Raw genomic sequence first — 19,879 nt, 5'->3', positions numbered from 1 at the left:
TGTCGTCTTCTGCTTACAGGCCGGACAGGCCAAGGGCGGGATCGATGGTGTCGAGGGCGTCGGCCAGTGCCTGGGCCTTGTCGGCGATCTGTTTGCGTTGTTCGGCACTGATGCTGTCGTAGCTGGCGTAGCCATCCTTGACCTTGAGGCCATTGAGTTCGCTGTCGAAGGCGGCGAGGGCGCTGTCGATCTTCGGCAGCACGTCAGCGGCGGACTTGCTCAGCATCGGTCGCAACAGCTCGACGACTTTGCGCGCGACGTCGAGGTTGGCGGCGAAACCGTTGAGGTCGGTGTGGCTGTAGCGTTCTTCCTCACCGCTACTGGCGCGTACATCGGCGAGGGTGTTGAGGTTGCGCACCACAATGTTCACCAGTTGCTCCGGCGGCAGCGGCTCGGCCAGCAGTTGCTGTTTGAGTGTGGTGACATCGCGGGTCAGGCGTAGCGCAACCGGCGTCAGACCGTCGAGGTTGCGTTGCTGGAACAGCGCATATTCCAGGCGATGGAAGCCGACGAAGGCCGGGTCCTGTTCGCGTTTTTCGAAATAGTCGGCACGGGCGTTGATCGCGTTGTCCAGTTCGGCCAGGCGCTGGGCGGCCGGGGCGATGCGTTGATACGCGACACGGGCCGGCACGTACAAGGCTTGCGCCTGGCTCAGGTCGCCGGCTTCGATCGCTTGCTCAAGGGCGGTGGTGGCTTTGATCAGCGCGCTGCCCTGGCTGCTCAGGTACACACGAAACTCCGACAGCGGCCCGATGAACGCGACCATCGATGGTTTGGCCTTGGCGGCGGCGTCGGACGCGGCCGTCGGGGTCACGTGCAAGGTGCCGCGCGGGTTGCTGAGCAAACCGCAGGTGATGGTGTAGTCGCCGGGCGCAAGGTTGGCGTTGATCACCTGGCTCAGGCCCGGCGCGATGTTCTCGCGCTCTTCGAGCACCAGCACACCGTCGAGGATTTCCCATTCAACGGCGCGGTCCGAGCGGTTGACGATGCGGAAACTGGCGCGACCGGCCGGGACCGTCAGCGCATTCGGTTCGCAGCTGTGCGGGTGGATGTTCACCACGATTTCGTCATGGTTGGCCTGACGCTTGGCCGCGGCCATTTTCGAGGCGTAGTAGAACAGGCCGCCGGCAGCGATCATCACGATCACCGAACCGGCCACCGCCCAGCGCAATGCCCTGGAAGGTGCGGCCACGTTTGGAGTAGGCGTTGACATGAAAGCCCTTACTGACTGGAAACGGAAGAAGACTGTTTAGCGGGCGGCGGGGCCGGGAGAAAAAACATCACCAGCGCCACCACCAGGTAAATCAGATAAGCGCCGAGGGTGCTGACGGTTGGCGCGTCCTGATAGCCGAACATGCCGGCCAACACCGAGCCCAGCGGGCCGTCCATCGGCAGCGTGGCGCTGACGTCGAACAGCACGCTTTGCAGGTGATTCCACAGCCCGGCCTCATGCAGCGCCTGCACCGAGTTGGCGAGAATGCCGGCGGCGACTACGAGGATGAACAACCCGGTCCAGCGGAAAAACGCGCTGAGGTTCAGGCGCATGCTGCCGGTGTAGATGAGGAAACCGATGACGATGGCCAGGACCAGACCGAGCAGGGCGCCGATGGGTGCGGCGGGGCCTTCGCTTTGCTGGAACACGGCGAGCAGGAAAAACACTGTCTCCAGGCCTTCCCGGGCCACGGCGAAAAACACCATGGCGATCAGCGCGAACACCTGGTTTCTGGAACCGGTCAGCGCGTGATCAAGGGATACGTGCAAGGAATGCTTGATCGAACGCGCCACTTTGCGCATCCAGAACACCATGGAACTGAGAATGCCGACGGCCACCAGACCGACCACACCTTCAAACAGCTCTTGTTGTTTCTGCGGAAACTCGGCACTGACCAGCTCCAGGCCACCGCCCACCAGCAGGGCCAGGGCGGCGGCGAGGAACACTCCGATCCACACGGCGGGCATCCACTGGCCACGGCCGGTTTGCTTGAGGTAGCTGGCGATGATGCCAACGATCAACGCGGCTTCAATGCCTTCGCGCAGCATGATCAGGAAAGGGACGAGCATTCAGCACCGGTGAAATTAGATAGGGTGCTAATTTGTAACATAATGACACTCATTCCCATATGGGGTTGATTGCCATTTACCTGAACCTAACCTGAACGAGCCTGAACATCACCCATTCCCCTGATCCACCCGGTGCTCCCACAGGGGGGCTCCTTCCACCGGGGATCTCCTTTGCTCAAGCGGGCTGCGGTAAGATGCCCGCACTCAAAAAACAACAAGGCTCACCGCGCTCAATGTCGGAAAAAGACACCATCTCCATTCAACTGGTGCGCGAAGCGCTGCTGCAAAGTTGCGCCCCCGGCCAGGCCACCGATGAGGTGTTGAACAAGGTCGGCATCGATCCGGCCTGGCTGCAAACCACCGATGCCCGTGTTCCGGCCACCGCCTATGCGCGGCTCTGGCGCTTGCTGGCCCGGCGCGGCGATGACGAATTTTTTGGCATGGACCCGCGCAAGCTCAAGTCCGGCAGCCTGGAATTTCTGTGCCGCTGCTCGATGGTCCAGCCGAGCCTCGCAGCCGGTTTAACCTCGGGGTTGAGCTTTCTGTCGTTGATGCTCGAACACCTGCCCGCGCAATTGGTTCGCCAACAAAGCCTGGCCGAAATCGTGCTGCTGGAGGACGACCAGGACCCGCGCCGCGCCTTCACCTATTTCACCTACTGGATGATCGTCCATGGCGTGGCCTGTTGGCTGGCCGGGCGGCGAATTCCTATCCTGGCCGTCGAATTGCGCTGCCCGGAACCGGATTTTTCCGGCGACTATCAGGTGATGTTCTCGCAGAACCTGCGCTTTGACCGGCCGCGCACGCGGATGATTTTCTCGGCCGACTGCCTGGACTTCCCGATCAAGCGCAGCCCGGAAGAGCTCAAGCGTTTCCTGGCTCATGCGCCAGCCAATATTCTGGTCAAGTACCGCGATCCCGAGAGCCTGGCGAGCCGCATCAAACAGGATTTGCGCCAGTTGCCCGCAGAACGCTGGCCGGAAACCGAGCCGCTGGCACAGCAACTGTGCATGTCGGCCTCGACCTTGCGCCGGCGTCTGGCGGAAGAAGGGCAGACCTATCAAGGGCTCAAGGACAGCGTACGCAAGGAGCTGGCCATCGTTTGGCTGGCCGAGCCGAACATCAGCTTTGCCGAGATTGCGACGCGGTTGGGATTTGCCGATGCCAGCTCGTTCTACAAGGCGTTCCGCAAGTGGTCGGGGTCCAATCCGGGGCATTATCGCAGCCTGATTCTGAACGAAGCGCACTGATCCGGATTTTGTGTCGTTCAGTCTGGCCCCTTCGCGAGCAGGCTCGCTCCCACATTTGGAATGCACTCCCCCTGTGGGAGCAAGCCTGCTCGCGAAGGGGACATCCCTGCCAACCCACCTGCTGAACCTTGGCCAAAGCAGTCACGCAACTTGATAACTTTGACCATTGCCCCGTTCTGCCCACAGAGCGAGTATTTCCCTGGTTTATACGGTTCCCCCAACCTAATAAAAATACAGAGGGATTCTGGCAATGCGCGATTACTTGTCTGCCACATCACAGTTCAATTATCAGCACACCGTCGACGCCGCACTCAGCGGTTCCCTGCAAGCGCTCAATGCCTGCGTCGAGTGTTGCGACCGGCATGCCTTGCCGGGGCGCATTGCGCTGTTCTGGGAAGGTCGCGATGGCGCCAGCGCCACGTACACCTTCAGCGACCTGCAGGACAAAGCTGCGCGTTTTGCCAATTTCCTGCTGGCCCAAGGGGTGAAGAAGGGCGACAAGGTCGCCGGCCTCCTGCCACGCAACATCGAATTGTTGATCACCGTGTTCGCCACCTGGCGCATTGGTGCGGTGTATCAGCCGCTGTTTACCGCATTCGGCCCCAAAGCCATCGAACACCGTCTCGGCTGCTCGGGCGCGAAAGTCGTGGTGACCGACGCGGTCAATCGCCCGAAACTCGCTGAAGTCGCCGATTGCCCGACCACCGTCACTGTCGGTGGTGCCAAAGGCCAGGGCATCGTCCGTGGCGATTACAGCTTCTGGGCCGAACTGGCCAATTATTCCGCCGTGTGCGAGCCCGTTTTGTTGACCGGCGAAGACCCGTTCCTGCTCATGTTCACCTCGGGCACCACCGGTCCTTCGAAAGCCTTGTCCGTGCCACTGAAAGCCATCGTCGCCTTCCAGAGCTACACCCGCGACGCCGTGGATTTGCGTCCCGAAGACGCGTTCTGGAACGTGGCCGATCCGGGCTGGGCCTACGGCATCTATTTCGGCGTCACCGGGCCGATGTCGATGGGGCATCCGATCACCTTTTACGATGGCCCGTTTACCCTCGAAAGCACCTGCCGGGTGATCAACAAGTACGGGATCACCAACCTCACCGGATCCCCGACCGCTTACCGTTTGCTGATCGCGGGCGGCGATGAGTTCTCCAAAACGATCAAAGGCAAGCTGCGCATCGTCAGCAGCGCCGGCGAGCCGCTGAACCCGGAAGTGATCCGCTGGTTTGCCGACAACCTCGACGTGGTCATCCACGACCATTACGGCCAGACCGAACTGGGCATGGTCCTGTGCAATCACCACGCGCTGGAACATCCGGTTCACGTTGGCGCCGCCGGTTTTACCTCGCCTGGCCACCGCATCGTGGTGCTGGACGACGAGTACAAAGAACTCGGTGTCGGTCAGCCAGGCATTCTGGCCATCGACCGCACCCAATCGCCGATGTGCTGGTTCAACGGCTACGAAGGCGCGCCGACCAAGGCGTTCGTCGGCGACTATTATTTAAGTGGCGATACAGTGGAGTGGAACCCGGACGGCAGCATCAGCTTCGTTGGTCGCAGCGATGACGTGATCACCACGTCCGGCTACCGCGTCGGCCCGTTCGACGTCGAAAGCGCGTTGATCGAGCACCCGGCCGTGGTCGAGGCAGCCGTGGTCGGCAAACCCGATCCGGAGCGCACCGAACTGGTCAAGGCCTTCGTCGTGATCTGCTCGCAATACCGCGCTACACCAGAACTGGCCGAAGAACTGCGCCAACACGTGCGCAAGCGTCTGGCGGCGCATTCCTATCCCCGTGAAATCGAATTTGTCAGCGAGTTGCCGAAAACCCCAAGCGGCAAATTGCAGCGCTTTATCTTGCGCAACCAGGAAATCGCCAAGGCTCAAGAGGCCGCCGCGAAGAACGTTTCAGCTTGAATCCAAGGAAACAATGATGCAGATCGAAAACAAGGTTTTTCTGGTCACCGGCGGCGCTTCCGGCCTGGGTGCCGCCACGGCTGAAATGCTGGTCGCAGCCGGCGCAAAAGTGATGCTGGTGGACATGAATGCCGAGGCCGTTGCGGCGCAGGCCCAGCGTCTGGGCGCGCAAAGCGTGGTTGCGGACATCAGCAACGAAGCAGCGGCGGAAGCGGCGGTGCAGGCGACGGTCAAAGCTTTCGGTGGCCTTAACGGTCTGGTCAACTGCGCCGGTATCGTGCGTGGCGAGAAGATCCTCGGCAAGAACGGCCCGCATGCACTGGCCAGTTTCAGCCAGGTGATCAACGTCAACCTGATCGGCAGCTTCAACATGCTGCGCCTGGCCTCGGCCGCCATCGCTGAAACCCAGCCGGACGCCGATGGCGAACGCGGCGTGATCATCAACACGGCCTCGGCCGCTGCTTATGAGGGCCAGATCGGCCAGGCTGCTTACGCCGCGTCCAAAGGCGCCATCGTCAGCCTGACCTTGCCCGCCGCACGTGAACTGGCGCGCTTTGGCATCCGCGTGATGACCATCGCCCCCGGCATTTTTGAAACACCGATGATGGCCGGCATGACCCAGGAGGTCCGCGATTCGCTGGCCGCTGGCGTGCCATTCCCGCCACGCCTGGGCAAACCCGGCGAGTACGCCGCGCTGGTCCGGCATATCATTGAAAACAGCATGCTCAACGGCGAGGTAATCCGTCTCGACGGTGCCTTGCGCATGGCCGCCAAGTAAGGAGTTTTGACATGACCATTGCCAACGATCCGATTGTTATTGTCAGCGCCGTCCGCACCCCTATGGGCGGTTTTCAGGGCGAACTGAAAAGCCTGACCGCCCCGCAACTCGGCGCTCTGGCCATCCGCGCCGCCGTCGAACGCGCCGGCATCAACGCCGAATCCGTTGAAGAAGTGCTGTTCGGCTGCGTCCTGTCCGCCGGCCTCGGCCAGGCGCCGGCGCGCCAGGCCGCACTGGGCGCCGGGCTGGATAAATCGACCCGTTGCACCACGCTGAACAAGATGTGCGGTTCGGGCATGGAAGCGGCGATTCTGGCGCACGACATGCTGGTGGCCGGCAGTGCCGACGTGGTGGTCGCGGGCGGCATGGAAAGCATGTCCAACGCGCCGTACCTGCTGGACCGTGCGCGCAGCGGTTATCGCATGGGCCACGGGCGTGTGCTTGACCATATGTTCCTCGACGGCCTGGAAGATGCCTACGACAAGGGCCGCCTGATGGGCACCTTCGCCGAGGATTGCGCCGAAACCAACGGCTTCACCCGTGAAGCGCAAGACGCCTTTGCCATCGCCTCGACCACCCGCGCGCAGCAGGCGATCAAGGACGGCAGCTTCAAGGACGAAATCGTCCCGGTGTCGGTCATGGTTGGTAAAGAGCAAGTGCTGATCAGCAATGACGAACAGCCACCGAAAGCCAAGCTGGACAAGATTGCCTCGTTGAAACCGGCGTTCCGCGAGGGCGGCACGGTCACGGCGGCGAACTCAAGTTCGATCTCCGATGGCGCGGCGGCACTGGTGCTGATGCGCCGTTCCGAAGCCGAGAAACAAGGGCTGAAACCGCTGGCGGTGATTCACGGCCACGCGGCGTTTGCCGACACCCCGGGCCTGTTCCCGGTGGCGCCAGTGGGCGCGATCAAGAAGCTGATGAAGAAAACCGGCTGGTCGCTGGACCAGGTCGAACTGTTCGAAGTCAACGAAGCGTTCGCCGTGGTCAGTCTGGTAACGATGACCAAACTGGAAATCCCGCACGAGAAGATCAACGTTCACGGCGGCGCGTGCGCCTTGGGCCATCCGATTGGTGCATCGGGCGCGCGGATTCTCGTGACCTTGCTCTCGGCCCTGCGCCAGAAAGGCCTGAAACGCGGCGTCGCAGCGATCTGCATCGGCGGCGGCGAAGCCACGGCCATGGCGGTTGAATGCCTCTATTGAGGCCGGCGCTATTCCAATGTGGGAGCGAGCCTGCTCGCGAAAGCGGATTCACATTCGACATTTTTATCGACTGATACACCGCATTCGCGAGCAGGCTGGCTCCCACAGGTTCAGTGTTTCAACCGGTCATTTTGTACGACAGGCTTATTTTAAGGACTTGGCATGATTCCCAATGACGAACAACTGCAGATCAGCGAAGCCGCCCGGCAATTTGCCCAGGAACGGCTGAAACCGTTCGCCGCCGAGTGGGATCGCGAACACCGCTTCCCCAAGGAAGCCATCGGTGAGATGGCTGAACTTGGCTTCTTCGGCATGCTGGTGCCGGAGCAGTGGGGCGGTTGCGACACCGGTTACCTGGCTTACGCCATGGCCCTGGAAGAAATCGCCGCCGGCGACGGCGCGTGCTCGACCATCATGAGTGTGCACAACTCCGTGGGCTGCGTGCCGATCCTGCACTACGGCAACGACGATCAGAAAGAACGCTTTCTCAAGCCCTTGGCCAGCGGTGCGATGCTTGGCGCCTTTGCGCTGACCGAACCGCAGGCTGGTTCCGACGCCAGCGGCCTCAAAACCCGCGCGCGCCTGGAAGGCGATCACTACGTGCTCAACGGCTGCAAACAGTTCATTACCTCCGGGCAGAATGCCGGAGTGGTGATCGTGTTTGCCGTGACAGACCCGACTGCCGGCAAGCGTGGGATCACCGCGTTGATCGTGCCAACTGATTCACCGGGCTATAAAGTCGCACGGGTCGAAGACAAACTCGGTCAGCACGCGTCTGACACCTGCCAGATCCTGTTCGAAGACGTTAAAGTCCCGGTCGCCAACCGCTTGGGCGAAGAGGGCGAAGGTTACCGAATCGCCCTGGCCAACCTCGAAGGTGGCCGCGTCGGCATCGCGTCGCAATCGGTGGGCATGGCCCGCGCGGCATTCGAAGCGGCCCGCGACTACGCCCGTGAGCGCGAGAGTTTTGGCAAGCCGATCATCGAACACCAGGCCGTTGCGTTCCGCCTCGCCGACATGGCCACGCAAATTGCCGTGGCCCGGCAGATGGTGCATTACGCAGCGGCGCTGCGTGACAGCGGCAAACCGGCACTGGTCGAAGCGTCCATGGCCAAGCTGTTCGCCTCGGAAATGGCCGAGAAGGTCTGCTCCTCGGCGTTGCAAACCCTCGGCGGTTACGGTTACCTCAACGATTTCCCGCTGGAGCGCATTTATCGCGACGTGCGGGTCTGCCAGATCTACGAAGGCACCAGCGATATTCAACGCATGGTTATTTCGCGCAATTTATAAGAAGGAGTCCCTCTGTGAGTTACGAAACGATTTTGCTGGAAACCCATGGCCGTGTTGGCCTGATTACCTTGAACCGCCCGCAAGCGCTGAACGCGTTGAATGCGCAGATCGTCAGCGAACTGAACCACGCCCTCGATGGCCTGGAAGCCGATTCGAACATCGGCTGCATCGTGCTGACCGGCTCGAAAAAAGCCTTCGCTGCCGGCGCCGACATCAAGGAAATGGCCGAGCTGACCTACCCGCAAATCTATATAGACGACCTGTTCAGCGACAGCGATCGCGTGGCCAACCGCCGCAAGCCGATCATCGCCGCGGTCAACGGTTTTGCATTGGGCGGTGGTTGTGAACTGGCGCTGATGTGCGACTTCATCCTGGCCGGCGACAACGCCAAATTCGGCCAGCCGGAAATCAACCTCGGCGTGCTGCCGGGCATGGGCGGCACCCAGCGCCTGACCCGCGCCGTGGGCAAGGCCAAGGCCATGGAAATGTGCCTGAGCGGTCGTTTGATCGATGCGGTGGAAGCGGAGCGTTGCGGCATCGTCGCGCGGATCGTGCCGGCAGATGAACTGCTGGACGAAGCGTTGAAAGTCGCGGCGTTGATCGCCAAGAAGTCGCTGCCGATTGCGATGATGGTCAAGGAAAGCGTGAACCGCGCGTTCGAAGTGAGCCTGTCCGAAGGCGTGCGCTTTGAGCGCCGGGTGTTCCATGCGGCGTTTGCGACGCAGGATCAGAAGGAAGGGATGGCGGCGTTTATTGCCAAGCGTGAGGCGCAGTTCGTCGGTAAGTAATGCGTTGTTCTGACTGACGCCTTCGCGAGCAGGCTCGCTCCCCACAAGGGATCTCATTAACACCTGAGATCCACTGTGGGAGCGAGCCTGCTCGCGAAGCTTTTAGCTTTTTACACCAGATAGTTCTTGAGCTCGCGGGCGATCACCATCCGCTGAATCTCGCTCGACCCTTCGTAAATCTGCGTAATCCGCGCATCCCGGTAGTACTTCTCGACTGGATAGTCTTCCAGATACCCATACCCGCCATGAATCTGAATCGCGGACGAGCACACCTTCTCGGCTATTTCCGAGGCGAACAGCTTGGCCTGTGAGGCTTCCGACAGGCAGGGTTTGCCGGCGGTGCGCAGGCGCGCCGCATGCAGGATGAGCAAACGCGCGGCGTTCAGCTGCATGTGCATGTCGGCGAGCATGTTGGCGATGCTCTGGTGTTCGATGATCGGCTTGTCGAATTGCACCCGATCCCGCGCATAGGCCAGCGCCGCTTCAAACGCGGCACGGGCAATGCCCAACGCTTGCGCGGCGATGCCGATGCGGCCGCCTTCGAGGTTGGACAGGGCGATGGACAGGCCTTTACCACGTTCACCCAGCAGATTCGCTTCGGGGATCGTGCAGTTGCTCAACGTCACCGCGCAGGTATCCGAGGCGCGAATGCCCATCTTGTGTTCGGTGCGGTCGACGATGAAACCGGCGGTGTCGGTTGGCACCAGGAAGGCCGAAATGCCGCGTTTGCCCATGTCCGGGTCAGTCACGGCAAACACAATCGCCAGTTTCGCGCGTTTGCCGTTGCTGACAAATTGCTTGGCGCCGTTGATTACCCATTGGCCGTCGCGCAGTTCGGCGCGGGTGCGCAGGTTGTGCGCTTCGGAACCGGCTTGCGGCTCGGTCAGGCAGAAGCAGCCGATGGCCTGGCCGCTGGCGAGATCCGGCAGCCAGGTCTGTTTCTGTTCTTCAGTGCCGTAGTTCAAAACGGGGCCGCAGCCCACCGAATTGTGGATGCTCATCAGCGCGCCGGTAGCGCCATCACCTGCGGAAATCTCTTCCACCGCCAAGGCGTAAGCCACGTAGTCGACGTAGGTGCCGCCCCATTCTTCAGGCACCACCATGCCTAACAGCCCAAGTTCACCCATTTTTGCCACCAGACCGTCGTCGATCCAGCCAGCTTTTTCCCAGGCTTGTGCGTGAGGCGCGATTTCACCGCGGGTAAAGTCCCGGGCCATGTCGCGGATCATGACTTGCTCTTCGCTCAATTCGATATCGTGCATGGCTCAGTTCCCGCTTTCATCAAGGCCGGTGAAAAAACTCGCGACATGCTTGGCGTCCAGCGCCTGCAAGGTCGGCGGGTTCCAGCGCGGCGTCTTGTCTTTGTCGATCAGCAAGGCGCGTACGCCTTCGATCAGGTCGCCGCGCTCGAACCATTGACGGTCCAGGTGCAGCTCAAGGGCGAAGCAGTCTTCCAGACTCAAGTGCCGACCACGACGGAGCATTTCCAGGGTCACGCCCATGGCCAGCGGCGAACGGCTGTCCAGCAGGTCGGCAGTGGTCAGTGCCCAGTCATGGCTGTCGGCAATCGTCACTTCGCGCAGTTGCTCAACAATACTCGGCACATCGGGCAAGGCGAAGAAGTGGTCGATGGCCGGACGCAAGGCTTTGAGCGGCGCGTCGGGCAGTTGCTGCACCGCGAGTCTGGCCAGCAAGCCTTGCAGGTCTTTGAGCGGCGAGTCGTGCCATTCGAGCTGATCGAGCTTGTCGTCGAGCACGGCCAGTTTGTTGCTCTCCAGGTACCAGTCGGCCAACCCGCAATAGAGCGCATCCGCCGCGCGAATCTGCACACCGCTGACGCCGAGGTATATACCCAGTTCGCCTGGGATGCGTGGCAGGAAGTAGCTACCGCCGACATCCGGGAAGTAGCCGATGCCGACTTCCGGCATCGCCAGACGGCTTTTTTCCGTGACCACGCGCAGATCGGCGCCTTGCACCAGACCCATGCCGCCACCCAGCACGAAGCCGTCCATCAAGGCGAGCACGGGTTTGCGGTAATGGTGAATGGCGAGGTCGAGAGCGTATTCCTCGACGAAGAAGTCCTGGTGCAGCGTGTCGCCGCTTTTGAAGCTGTCATACAGCGAGCGAATATCGCCGCCGGCACAGAAGGCTTTCTCGCCGGCACCGCGCAAGACCACCGCATGCACGTGCGAATCCTGAGCCCAGGCGTCGAGTTGACGCTGCAGGTTGCGCACCATGTCCAGGGTCAGGGCGTTGAGGCCGGCGGGGCGGTTGAGGGTCAGGTGACCGATGTGGTTGCGAACCTCGGCCAGCACTTCGTTTTGCGTGGCATCGATGGACGACGCTTCGTTCGATGAAACCCCCTTCGATGAAACCTGAGCAGTCATCACTAACTCCCTGCTTTTATTGTTCTTTATAGAGATGCTCGCGCGCGAGCGATGCAGGATCGTACCAGTGCAAATTTGTGATGTACAACCGGGATATGTGCAGGTTCTGTCTGCGTTTTTGCCTTAAAGGCCCGACGAAAACCCTGCACTCAACTTGTGGGAGCGAGCCTGCTCGCTCCCACAAAGGGGGGGCGTCAGATTCGATTGCTGAGCACTTCACCAATACTGCGCCGCTTGGCGTGCAATTCACTGGCGTGGATCAGCTGTTCGAGGTCTTCAGGGGTGACATCGAAGAACGCCTCCATGTCCGCCAACGCCAGTTTCAGGTCTTGGGCGGTAATGGCCTGGGTGTCGACGGGCGGGTGGTCGGCGGGGATCACGGCTGCCGGTTCACTGGCGCGTTTCGGGTAGCGAATGCGTGTCAGGTTGTTGAACGCCAGGGCGCTGAGCAGCATCGCCGAGGCGCCGAGCATCACCGGGCCGAGGGCCTTCCAGTCCATGGCGATGGTGGCGGGGTCGGCCAATACCAACAGCAGCGCCAAAGCCCCGGCCGGTGGATGCAGGCAACGCAACCAGCACATCAACATCAGCGCCATGCCCGCTGCCAGGCAGGCACTGCCCAGGGTTCGCCCGAGCACGTGAGCGACCAGCAGCGAAACCACCCCGGCGCTCAAGTAGCCGCCCAGAATCGACCACGGCTGGGCGAGGGCGCCGGAGGACACGGCGAACAACAACACAGCCGATGCACCCAACGGGCCGATAAGGTGCTGCGCCACTTCCATGCCAAATACTTGCCCGCAAACCCACACACTGAACAGCGTCCCAAGGGCCATGCCAATGGCGGCGCGGCTCCATTCGGAAGGGCGGGTGTTGATGGCGGCGGGCAACCAGCGAGCAAGCATGATGAAATCGATCCGTGGACAAAAAAAACGAGCAAAAAAAAAAGGCTTGGCTGGGATATCCAGAAAGCCCTTGAAGGTGTTCCAACTATTGGGGGAGGAACGGGCACAGTGTGCCGTTGATTCGATGTGCTGACAAATTCATATTAATGCAGCTTCAATGCATTAATTTTGCAGTATCGCCACTCGCCGTCCGCTCATGAAGCACAGGAATCCGCCCATCGCGGTCAGTGCACTCAGGGCATAGAACATCGTCGGTGCGGGCGTGTGCATCAGCAGGAAACCGCAGATCACCGGGCTCAGTGCACCGCCGAGTGCGGCGAGGTTCTGCGCGCCGTAATAGCTGCCGCGCAGTTCTTCCGGAGCCAGGGTGTCGACGAACAGGAACTCGGCGGGGTAAATGATCATCTCGCCGAGGGTGAAGATGAACATGGCCACGCACCACGACACCAGGCTGTCGGCCAGGCTGAAGCCGATCAAGCCGACGATGAACAGGCTGGTGCCCCCGGCAATCCAGTAGCGCAGTTGTTCGCGCTTGAGGAACCGGCCGATCTGGTATTGCAGCAGGATCACCGTGATGGCGTTGCAGGCGAGCAGGGCGGCCATGGTTTCCAGGGCGCGCTTGGAATCGTGAGTCACCAGCAGGTATTGCGACAGGTACAACGTGAACCGGCCGTGAACCACGGTACTGAGCAGGCAGCCGCAGGTGAACATGATCAGGGTGCGGTCGTTCTTCAGGGTGATCAGCGTCTTGAGGAAACTCTGGGGCTGGCCGATGGCGGGTGGCTGGGCCGAATCCTTGGGAATGCCGATCATCAGGAAAATGCTGAAAAACGCGATGCCGCCAGCGATCAGGAACGGCGCAATCGGGTACACGCCGGCAATCACCACGCCGAGCATCGGCCCGGTGGCGTAACCGATGTTGGTCAAGGTGTAGCGCAGGGAAAAGGCCTTGGCGCGCTGGCCCATGGGCAGGTTTTCGCTGAGGATCGCTTTCGATCCGATCAGGAACAGCGCTGATGCCGTTTCAGTGATCACTAGCGTGGCGGTGGTCAGGTAGAGGTTTTCGGCGAACGTCAGCAGTACAAAACCGATGGAGCTGGAAAGCATGGCGAGGATCAGCAGCCGGCGCTTTTCCAGACGGTCGATGATGTAGCCGCCATACAGCGCGAGCAGCGTGGCGATGAACACCGCGATGCCCAGCAGCAAACCGACGTCCTGTTGATTGAGGCCGAGTTTGTTGCTCAGGAACAGCGTGAGCAGCGGGCTGGTGATGGCGCGGCTGACGACAATCGTCAGCGAGACGATCATCAAACGGCGGATAACGAGCGAGTAAGTGGCCACGGTGGGGCAAATGTCCTTATTTGGTTTTGTAGTGTTCGTCGTTGGACCGAGGTGCGGCCATTCGCGAGCAGGCTCGCTCCCACAGGGGAAAGCATTCCAAATGTGGGAGCGAGCCTGCTCGCGAAGGGGCCGGCACAGACAAAATCCTATTCAACCCAGCCACCGATCCAGCAAACGAACCGATTCCATCTCATCCAGCCGCCACAACTGTCCAAGCAATAACACCGCCTGTTCCCGCGCCATCACCCGCCCAGCCAGACTGAAAAACTTCTGCTCCAGCTCCGCATCACTCAACGGATTCCCCGGCGCCCCCAGCGGCACCTCGACACACAGGCTCGCCTGCCGACCGTCCACGGTGCGCAGGCTGACGACCGGCTCGCCATCCTCTGACAGTTGCGGGTCCACTTCAAGACGAATGCGTGACATCCAGTGCGCGATACGCGGATCGCTGCGTTGCGCATCGTCATACGCCTGCAACCGGCAATGACCATGAACCAGCCTTGCAGCAAGGGCATACGGCAAACTCATCTGCGCCGCCGCCAGTGTGCTGACTTCCTGATCACCGCACATGCCTTGAAGAAACCCGCTCAGCGACACATGAATGTCTTCGACCTGATCGACGTTGACCTGCAATTGATCCAGTAACAGCCCCACTGCGTCGATGGCCGAATGCGTGCCCCGGCACGAGGCGTAAGGCTTGATCGAGCAGCGGGCGAGTTTCCACACGGCGCCCAGCTCTGCATCCAGAGCCTCAGGTTGCGACGTCACGCCGGCCAGGGTTTTCAGAAACCCGCCCCAGACATCATCAAACAACTTTGTCGGCCCACTGATGCCCTGTTGCGCAAACCGCGCGGCCAGCAATCCACCTTCTGCGGCACGACCGCTGTGCAGTTTTTTGCTGTGCGAACCGTCGTGGATAAAGGCCCATAACCCACCACTGAAACTGCCGGCGATGCCCAGCGCCGATAACGTTTGTTGAAAATCGAGACGCAGGATCCGAGCGCTCGCCGCGGCGGCGGCGAATACACCGCAGGTGGCGGTGGAGTGCCAGCCCGCGCCGTTGTGCGCCGAGTAACCGCCGCAGGCTTCGAGCACGCGTCGGCCGACTTCATAGCCAATGATCACGGCGACAATTAGCTCGCGGCCGCTGACAGGGGTTGGCGACATCGACACCGCAGCCATGACCGCTGGAAGCACCACCGCGCCGGAATGGTCGCAGCCACCGGTGTCGTCCAGTTCCAGCGCATGGGCGGCGACACCGTTGAGCATGGCCGCCTGAATGGCCCCGACCCGCAGCCCGGTGCCCCAGACCAACGTTTCGCCGGTTTCACCCGCGAACACCTGCTGCGCCTGTTTCGCCACCTCACTGACAGCACCGGCCAACGTCGCGCCGAAGGTGTCGAGAATGTGCCGCTTGGCTTGCACCACCAATGCCGGGGGCAAGTCTTCGTAGCGGGTGTCGATGCAGAATTGCACCAGTCGCTGCATGCGTTCGGTCATACGAGGTAATCCCGATAATGGCGTTCATACACCGAGGCCGGGTGATCCTCGGTCACGGGCTGCGCCTTGTCGGCCCACCATTTTGATACTTCAGCGGCCGTGGCGATCCATACGTCTTTGTGCTGCTGAATGCCCTCCAGCAATTCGCGCAGGACCCCGATGCGCCCCGGCGTGGCGATGATTTCCGGGTGCAGGCGCAACACGTAGCACAGGCCAAACCGATGGAACCCGGCGAAGTCCATTTGCAGATTGCCCAGGGTGTGGCTGTAAGACGCGATCCGCGATTGCGCCGGAGGCACGGCGGGGCTCAGGTTGAAGGCGAAATACGGCTCGTCTTCCAATTCATAGTGCAGCGGCAGCTCGATGACTTCCGGTGCAGTCGGATGCTTGAAAGGCAAGTCATCGCCACGCAACGATGAAGACCAGCGAATGCCGTGATCCCTTAATGCCTCGATGAAACCCGGCGCGCCGTTGCCGGCCGGGATGCGAAACCCCGTCGGACGCTGGCCGGTCAGCGCGGTCAGCGCTGCGCAACCCTTGGCAATCTCGGCGCTCTGTTGGGCGAGATCGAGGGTGTCGTAGTTCTGATGGCGATAGCCTGAACAGGCGATTTCATGCCCGCCGGCCTGTATTGCGCGGATGTGTTCAGGGTTTTCCTCGGCGACGATGCCGGGGATGCACCAACTGCTGGGCACCCCCAGTTCCTTGAACAAACCGAGCAATCGCTCGACCCCCCGTTGAGTGCCGTAACGCCAGACGGACAGCGTCTTGTCGCGCCCGGCGACTTCAGGGGCCTGGGTCAGAATGCCGTGGATGTCATTGTAATCAACGGTCAGCACCACGGCGCAGCGCTTGCCTTGGGGCCACACAGTGGAATCAGCCATGGTGATGCTCCTTCAGCCACCACTGGGCGACATCGCGGCACGTGGCGAACCACACGTCATCGCGCTGACGCATGTGTTCGAAGAGTTTTTCCAGCAACAGGATGCGTCCCGGCTTGCCGGTGATCTTGGGGTGGAACAGCGTGGTCAGGCACAGGCCTTCGTTCATCGCGCCGTCGTATTCGCGGCACCAGTTGTCGAGGGTGAGTTCGTAGCTGGCTGTGCGGTCGAGGCCCGAGGGGAAGTCCGGGGCACGGGTGTAGGCGAGGGAGGCGTAGTCGTCCATTTCCCAGCGGCCGGGGATTTCCACCAAGGGCGTGTCGTGGCCGGGCACTTTCACCAGATACGGCCGGTCATCACCGCGCATGCTGCTGGAATAGGTCACGCCGGCTTCAACCAGCATCGCCGGGGTTTCGGCGCGCCAATCGCCGGACGGGGTGCGGAAGCCTTCGGCGCGGATGGCCAGGTGTTTCCAGAACACCTCGCAGGATTTCTTCATCACGTCCTTTTGCTGGTCCAGCGTCAGGGCGTAAAAGGATTCGTGTTTGTAGCCGTGGTACGCCACCTCATGCCCGCGCTCGACAATCGCCTGGCACTGCGTTGGCCAGTTTTCCACGACCCAGGCCGGGACGAAGAATGTCGTAGGGATCCGGTACTCGTCCAGCAAGTCGAGGATTCGCGGCAACGCCCGGTAAGGGCCGTATCCGCCGAAACCAAAGTACTCGGGCTTGTGCCAGATCGAGCCATTGAGCATGGCATCGCCAGTCGGGCCATCGAGGTCGAAGGCCAGGGCGAGGCAGGCTTTGTGCCGGTCGGGCCAGGTGGGTTGCAGCGAGGAGGACATCAGTGGCACTCCAATAATTTATAGGCACTACTCAATACCTGTGGGAGCGAGCCTGCTCGCGAAGGGGCCGTCACATTCAACATCACCGTTGACTGATACTCCGCATTCGCGAGCAGGCTCGCTCCCACAAGGGATGTTTTCATCCCATACAGGTTTATTTGCCGGCGTTGATGGTCACAGTCTTGATCGCGCCCAGTTCCAGGTCCCATTTCTTCAGGATGGTCTGGTAGCTGCCGTCATCGATCATGCTCTGCAACGCCACCTTCACCGCTTCACTCAGCTCCGGCTTTTTCTTGCTCACGCCAAGGCCGGTGAACTGCGAGGAGATCGGCAGGCCCACAGTCTTGTACATGTCCTTTTCCTGGGTCTTGAGGTAAGGCAGGGTCTCGCTACCTTGCATCGCCGCGTCGATACGGCTCTGGCGCAGTTGCGCGCGGGCATCGGCTGAACCTTCGGTGCCGATCACGTTGATTGCAGGCTTGCCGGCGGCTTCGCAATTGGCCTTGCTCCACTCGGCGATTTCCGCCGGGAACGTGGTGCGGCGGCTGGTGCCGACTTTCTTGCCGCACAGGTCGATGATCTCGTTGAAGTCCTTGTTCTTCTGCAGGGTGTAGAACTGCGGACCGCTGGTGAAGTAGTCGACGAAGGTCACACTGGCCTGACGCTCGACGGTGTCGGTCATGCCGGACAACACCATGTCCACGCGGTCAGTGGTCAGCGCGTTGATCATCTGTTCGAAACCGGTTTCCTGCCATTTGATCTTCACGCCCAGACGCTCGGCCAGGGCATTGCCCAGGTCATAGTCGAGGCCGGTGAGGGTGTTGGTGGCCGGGTCCTTGAAATCCATCGGCGGGTAGTTCGGCATGATCGCTACCACGATCTCGCCCTTGGCCTTGATGCTGGCCGGCAATTCGGCGGCGAAGGTGAAGCTGGAAGCCATCAGGCCGGCGAGTACTGCTGGAATAACGAAGTTCTTCATGGTCGTTCTCTTATGAGTGTTGTGAGTGCCAAAGGGCACCTAGGTTCGAACGGCAGAAATGAAGCTTTGGGTGCGCGGGTTTTGCGGACTTATTAGTATTTCTTCGGGGCTTCCTGCCTCCACGATCTGCCCGCCGTCCATGAACACCATGCGGTTGGAAACCTCGCGAGCGAAGCCCAGTTCATGGGTGACGACGATCATGGTCATGCCGGATTGCGCCAGATCGCGCATCACCGACAGCACCTCACCGACCAGTTCCGGGTCGAGTGCCGAAGTGGGTTCATCGAACAGCATCAGCTTGGGCCGCATGGCCAGGGCGCGGGCGATGGCCACGCGTTGTTGCTGACCACCCGACAGTTCGATCGGATAGCTGTTGCGCTTGTCGGCCAAGCCGACGCGAGCGAGCAGTTCCACGGCTTCTTCGTGCGCCTCCTTGGGCGAACGCTTGAGTACCTGGCACGGCCCTTCGATGATGTTTTGCAGCACGGTCATGTGCGGAAACAGGTTGAAGCGCTGGAACACCATGCCGGTGGACAGGCGTTGACGGGCGATCTGCGACTCGTTGAGTTCATGCAGTTTGTTGCCGACGACGCGGTAACCCACCAGTTCGCCGTCGACCCAGAGGCCGCCCTTGTCGATTTTTTCCAGTTGGTTGACGCAGCGCAGCAAGGTGCTTTTGCCAGAGCCGGACGGGCCGATGATGCACAGCACTTCGCCTTGCTCGACTTCGATGTTGATGTCCTTGAGCGCGTGGTACTGGTCGTAATATTTGTTCAGGCTCACGGCCTTGACGATGCTTCTCATGTGGGGCTCCTCAAGAACGCTTGCCGGCGCCGCGAGCGAATCGACGCTCCAGGCGGCTTTGACCAAAGGACAGCACGGTGACCGTGGCCAGGTACCAGATACCGGCGACGATCAGCAGCTCCATCACGCGGGCGTTGGCGTAGTAGATGTTCTGGGCGTTGTAGAGCAGTTCCGAGTACTGGATGACGCTCGCCAGCGAGGTCATTTTCACCATGCCGATGAACTCGTTACCGACCGGCGGAATGATGATCCGCATGGCCTGCGGCAGGATGATCCGACGCAGCGCTTGCAGGCGCGGCATGCCGATCGACTTGGCGGCCTCGTACTGGCCGGTGTCCACCGACAGCAACCCGGCGCGCACCACTTCGGCGGTGTAGGCGCCCTGGTTGATGCTCAAGCCGAGCAGGGCGGCCACGAACGGCGTCATCAGGCTGACGGTGTCCATTTCGAACAGGCCGGGGATGCCGATGGTGGGGAAAATCAGCGCCAGGTTGAACCACAACAGCAGTTGCAGGATCAGCGGCGTGCCGCGAAACAGCCAGGTGTAGGTCACGGCCACGTAGCGCAGGATCGGGTTGGCCGACATGCGCATGATCGCGGTGATCACCCCGAAAATAATGCCCAGCGCCATCGCCAGCACGGCCATGACGATGGTGTTGAGCAAGCCCCACATGATCGCCTGGGAGGTCAGGAACTGGCCGATGTACGACCATTCGATCTTGCCTTCGGCGAAGGCCCGCACCAGACCGAGAATGGCGACGACGATGACGGTGGCAAAGAAAATCCGCCCGTAATAACGCCGTGGCACATGCTGGTATTGCGTGATGTCGAACTGGTTTTCCGCCAGTTTGCGCTCCGACTGGAGTCGTTCTGCCTGGGTCTGGCTCATGTTGTTTCTCCGTACACTGGATAATTCACGCCAACCACATTCCCTGTGGGAGCGAGCAGGCTCGC

General features: G+C 61.1%; 18 protein-coding genes. 6 read left to right on the top strand and 12 right to left on the bottom strand.

Going from position 1 to position 19,879, the window contains the following annotated elements:
* Positions 1–13: 13 nt before the first annotated feature.
* Positions 14–1,213, bottom strand: coding sequence for an iron uptake system protein EfeO (gene efeO / locus ACWKV5_RS17520; protein ID WP_483842308.1), 1,200 nt, complete (start codon positions 1,211–1,213; stop codon positions 14–16).
* A gap of 8 nt (positions 1,214–1,221) precedes the next feature.
* Positions 1,222–2,061, bottom strand: coding sequence for an iron uptake transporter permease EfeU (gene efeU, locus ACWKV5_RS17515; protein WP_483842307.1), 840 nt, complete (start codon positions 2,059–2,061; stop codon positions 1,222–1,224).
* A gap of 233 nt (positions 2,062–2,294) precedes the next feature.
* Between efeU and ACWKV5_RS17510 the strand changes: the two genes are divergently transcribed.
* The 6 genes from ACWKV5_RS17510 (at position 2,295) to ACWKV5_RS17485 (ending at position 9,287) form a co-directional block, all read left to right on the top strand.
* Positions 2,295–3,311, top strand: a complete 1,017-nt coding sequence (locus ACWKV5_RS17510; protein WP_483842438.1) for an AraC family transcriptional regulator — start codon at positions 2,295–2,297, stop codon at positions 3,309–3,311.
* A 250-nt stretch (positions 3,312–3,561) separates the two neighbouring features.
* Positions 3,562–5,226: an AMP-binding protein gene (locus ACWKV5_RS17505; protein WP_483842306.1), complete on the top strand. Its 1,665-nt coding sequence runs from the start codon at positions 3,562–3,564 to the stop codon at positions 5,224–5,226.
* A gap of 16 nt (positions 5,227–5,242) precedes the next feature.
* A complete protein-coding gene (locus ACWKV5_RS17500) occupies positions 5,243–6,004 on the top strand; it encodes an SDR family NAD(P)-dependent oxidoreductase (protein ID WP_483842305.1) in 762 nt (253 codons plus the stop codon).
* A gap of 11 nt (positions 6,005–6,015) precedes the next feature.
* Positions 6,016–7,209: an acetyl-CoA C-acyltransferase gene (locus ACWKV5_RS17495; RefSeq protein WP_483842304.1), complete on the top strand. Its 1,194-nt coding sequence runs from the start codon at positions 6,016–6,018 to the stop codon at positions 7,207–7,209.
* A gap of 162 nt (positions 7,210–7,371) precedes the next feature.
* Positions 7,372–8,499, top strand: a complete 1,128-nt coding sequence (locus ACWKV5_RS17490; protein ID WP_483842303.1) for an acyl-CoA dehydrogenase — start codon at positions 7,372–7,374, stop codon at positions 8,497–8,499.
* A gap of 14 nt (positions 8,500–8,513) precedes the next feature.
* A complete protein-coding gene (locus ACWKV5_RS17485) occupies positions 8,514–9,287 on the top strand; it encodes an enoyl-CoA hydratase (protein ID WP_140669223.1) in 774 nt (257 codons plus the stop codon).
* Positions 9,288–9,397: 110 nt separating this feature from the next.
* Here ACWKV5_RS17485 and ACWKV5_RS17480 read toward each other — a convergent pair whose 3' ends face one another.
* The 10 genes from ACWKV5_RS17480 to ACWKV5_RS17435 all read right to left on the bottom strand — a co-directional run bounded on the left by ACWKV5_RS17480 (position 9,398) and on the right by ACWKV5_RS17435 (position 19,814).
* A complete protein-coding gene (locus ACWKV5_RS17480) occupies positions 9,398–10,549 on the bottom strand; it encodes an acyl-CoA dehydrogenase family protein (protein ID WP_483842302.1) in 1,152 nt (383 codons plus the stop codon).
* A gap of 3 nt (positions 10,550–10,552) precedes the next feature.
* The gene (locus ACWKV5_RS17475; protein WP_483842301.1) at positions 10,553–11,674 is read right to left on the bottom strand and encodes an enoyl-CoA hydratase/isomerase family protein; all 1,122 of its coding nucleotides are present in this window, start codon (positions 11,672–11,674) and stop codon (positions 10,553–10,555) included.
* A gap of 194 nt (positions 11,675–11,868) precedes the next feature.
* Positions 11,869–12,576: an HPP family protein gene (locus tag ACWKV5_RS17470; RefSeq protein ID WP_483842300.1), complete on the bottom strand. Its 708-nt coding sequence runs from the start codon at positions 12,574–12,576 to the stop codon at positions 11,869–11,871.
* Positions 12,577–12,738: 162 nt separating this feature from the next.
* Positions 12,739–13,917, bottom strand: coding sequence for an MFS transporter (locus ACWKV5_RS17465; RefSeq protein ID WP_483842299.1), 1,179 nt, complete (start codon positions 13,915–13,917; stop codon positions 12,739–12,741).
* Between the two features lie 150 nt (positions 13,918–14,067).
* Positions 14,068–15,417, bottom strand: coding sequence for an MmgE/PrpD family protein (locus ACWKV5_RS17460; RefSeq protein WP_483842298.1), 1,350 nt, complete (start codon positions 15,415–15,417; stop codon positions 14,068–14,070).
* Positions 15,414–16,301, bottom strand: coding sequence for a polysaccharide deacetylase family protein (locus ACWKV5_RS17455; protein WP_483842297.1), 888 nt, complete (start codon positions 16,299–16,301; stop codon positions 15,414–15,416). Before ACWKV5_RS17455 ends, ACWKV5_RS17460 begins: the two co-directional genes overlap by 4 nt.
* On the bottom strand, positions 16,294–17,142 hold the full coding sequence (locus tag ACWKV5_RS17450; RefSeq protein ID WP_483842296.1) for a polysaccharide deacetylase family protein: 849 nt from the start codon (positions 17,140–17,142) through the stop codon (positions 16,294–16,296). The genes ACWKV5_RS17455 and ACWKV5_RS17450 overlap by 8 nt, the downstream gene beginning before the upstream one ends.
* 154 nt (positions 17,143–17,296) lie before the next feature.
* Entirely contained in the window at positions 17,297–18,121 is an 825-nt protein-coding gene (locus tag ACWKV5_RS17445; RefSeq protein WP_483842295.1) for an ABC transporter substrate-binding protein, read from the bottom strand.
* A 39-nt stretch (positions 18,122–18,160) separates the two neighbouring features.
* Positions 18,161–18,925, bottom strand: a complete 765-nt coding sequence (locus tag ACWKV5_RS17440) for an amino acid ABC transporter ATP-binding protein (protein WP_123431697.1) — start codon at positions 18,923–18,925, stop codon at positions 18,161–18,163.
* A gap of 10 nt (positions 18,926–18,935) precedes the next feature.
* Complete coding sequence (locus ACWKV5_RS17435; protein WP_483842294.1) at positions 18,936–19,814, bottom strand: amino acid ABC transporter permease; 879 nt, start codon at positions 19,812–19,814, stop codon at positions 18,936–18,938.
* Between the last annotated feature and the right edge of the window lie 65 nt (positions 19,815–19,879).

The organism is Pseudomonas oplopanacis (assembly GCF_057128725.1).
The sequence above is the reverse complement of the archived record's forward strand: the minus strand, read 5'-3'. Positions and strand labels throughout refer to the sequence as shown.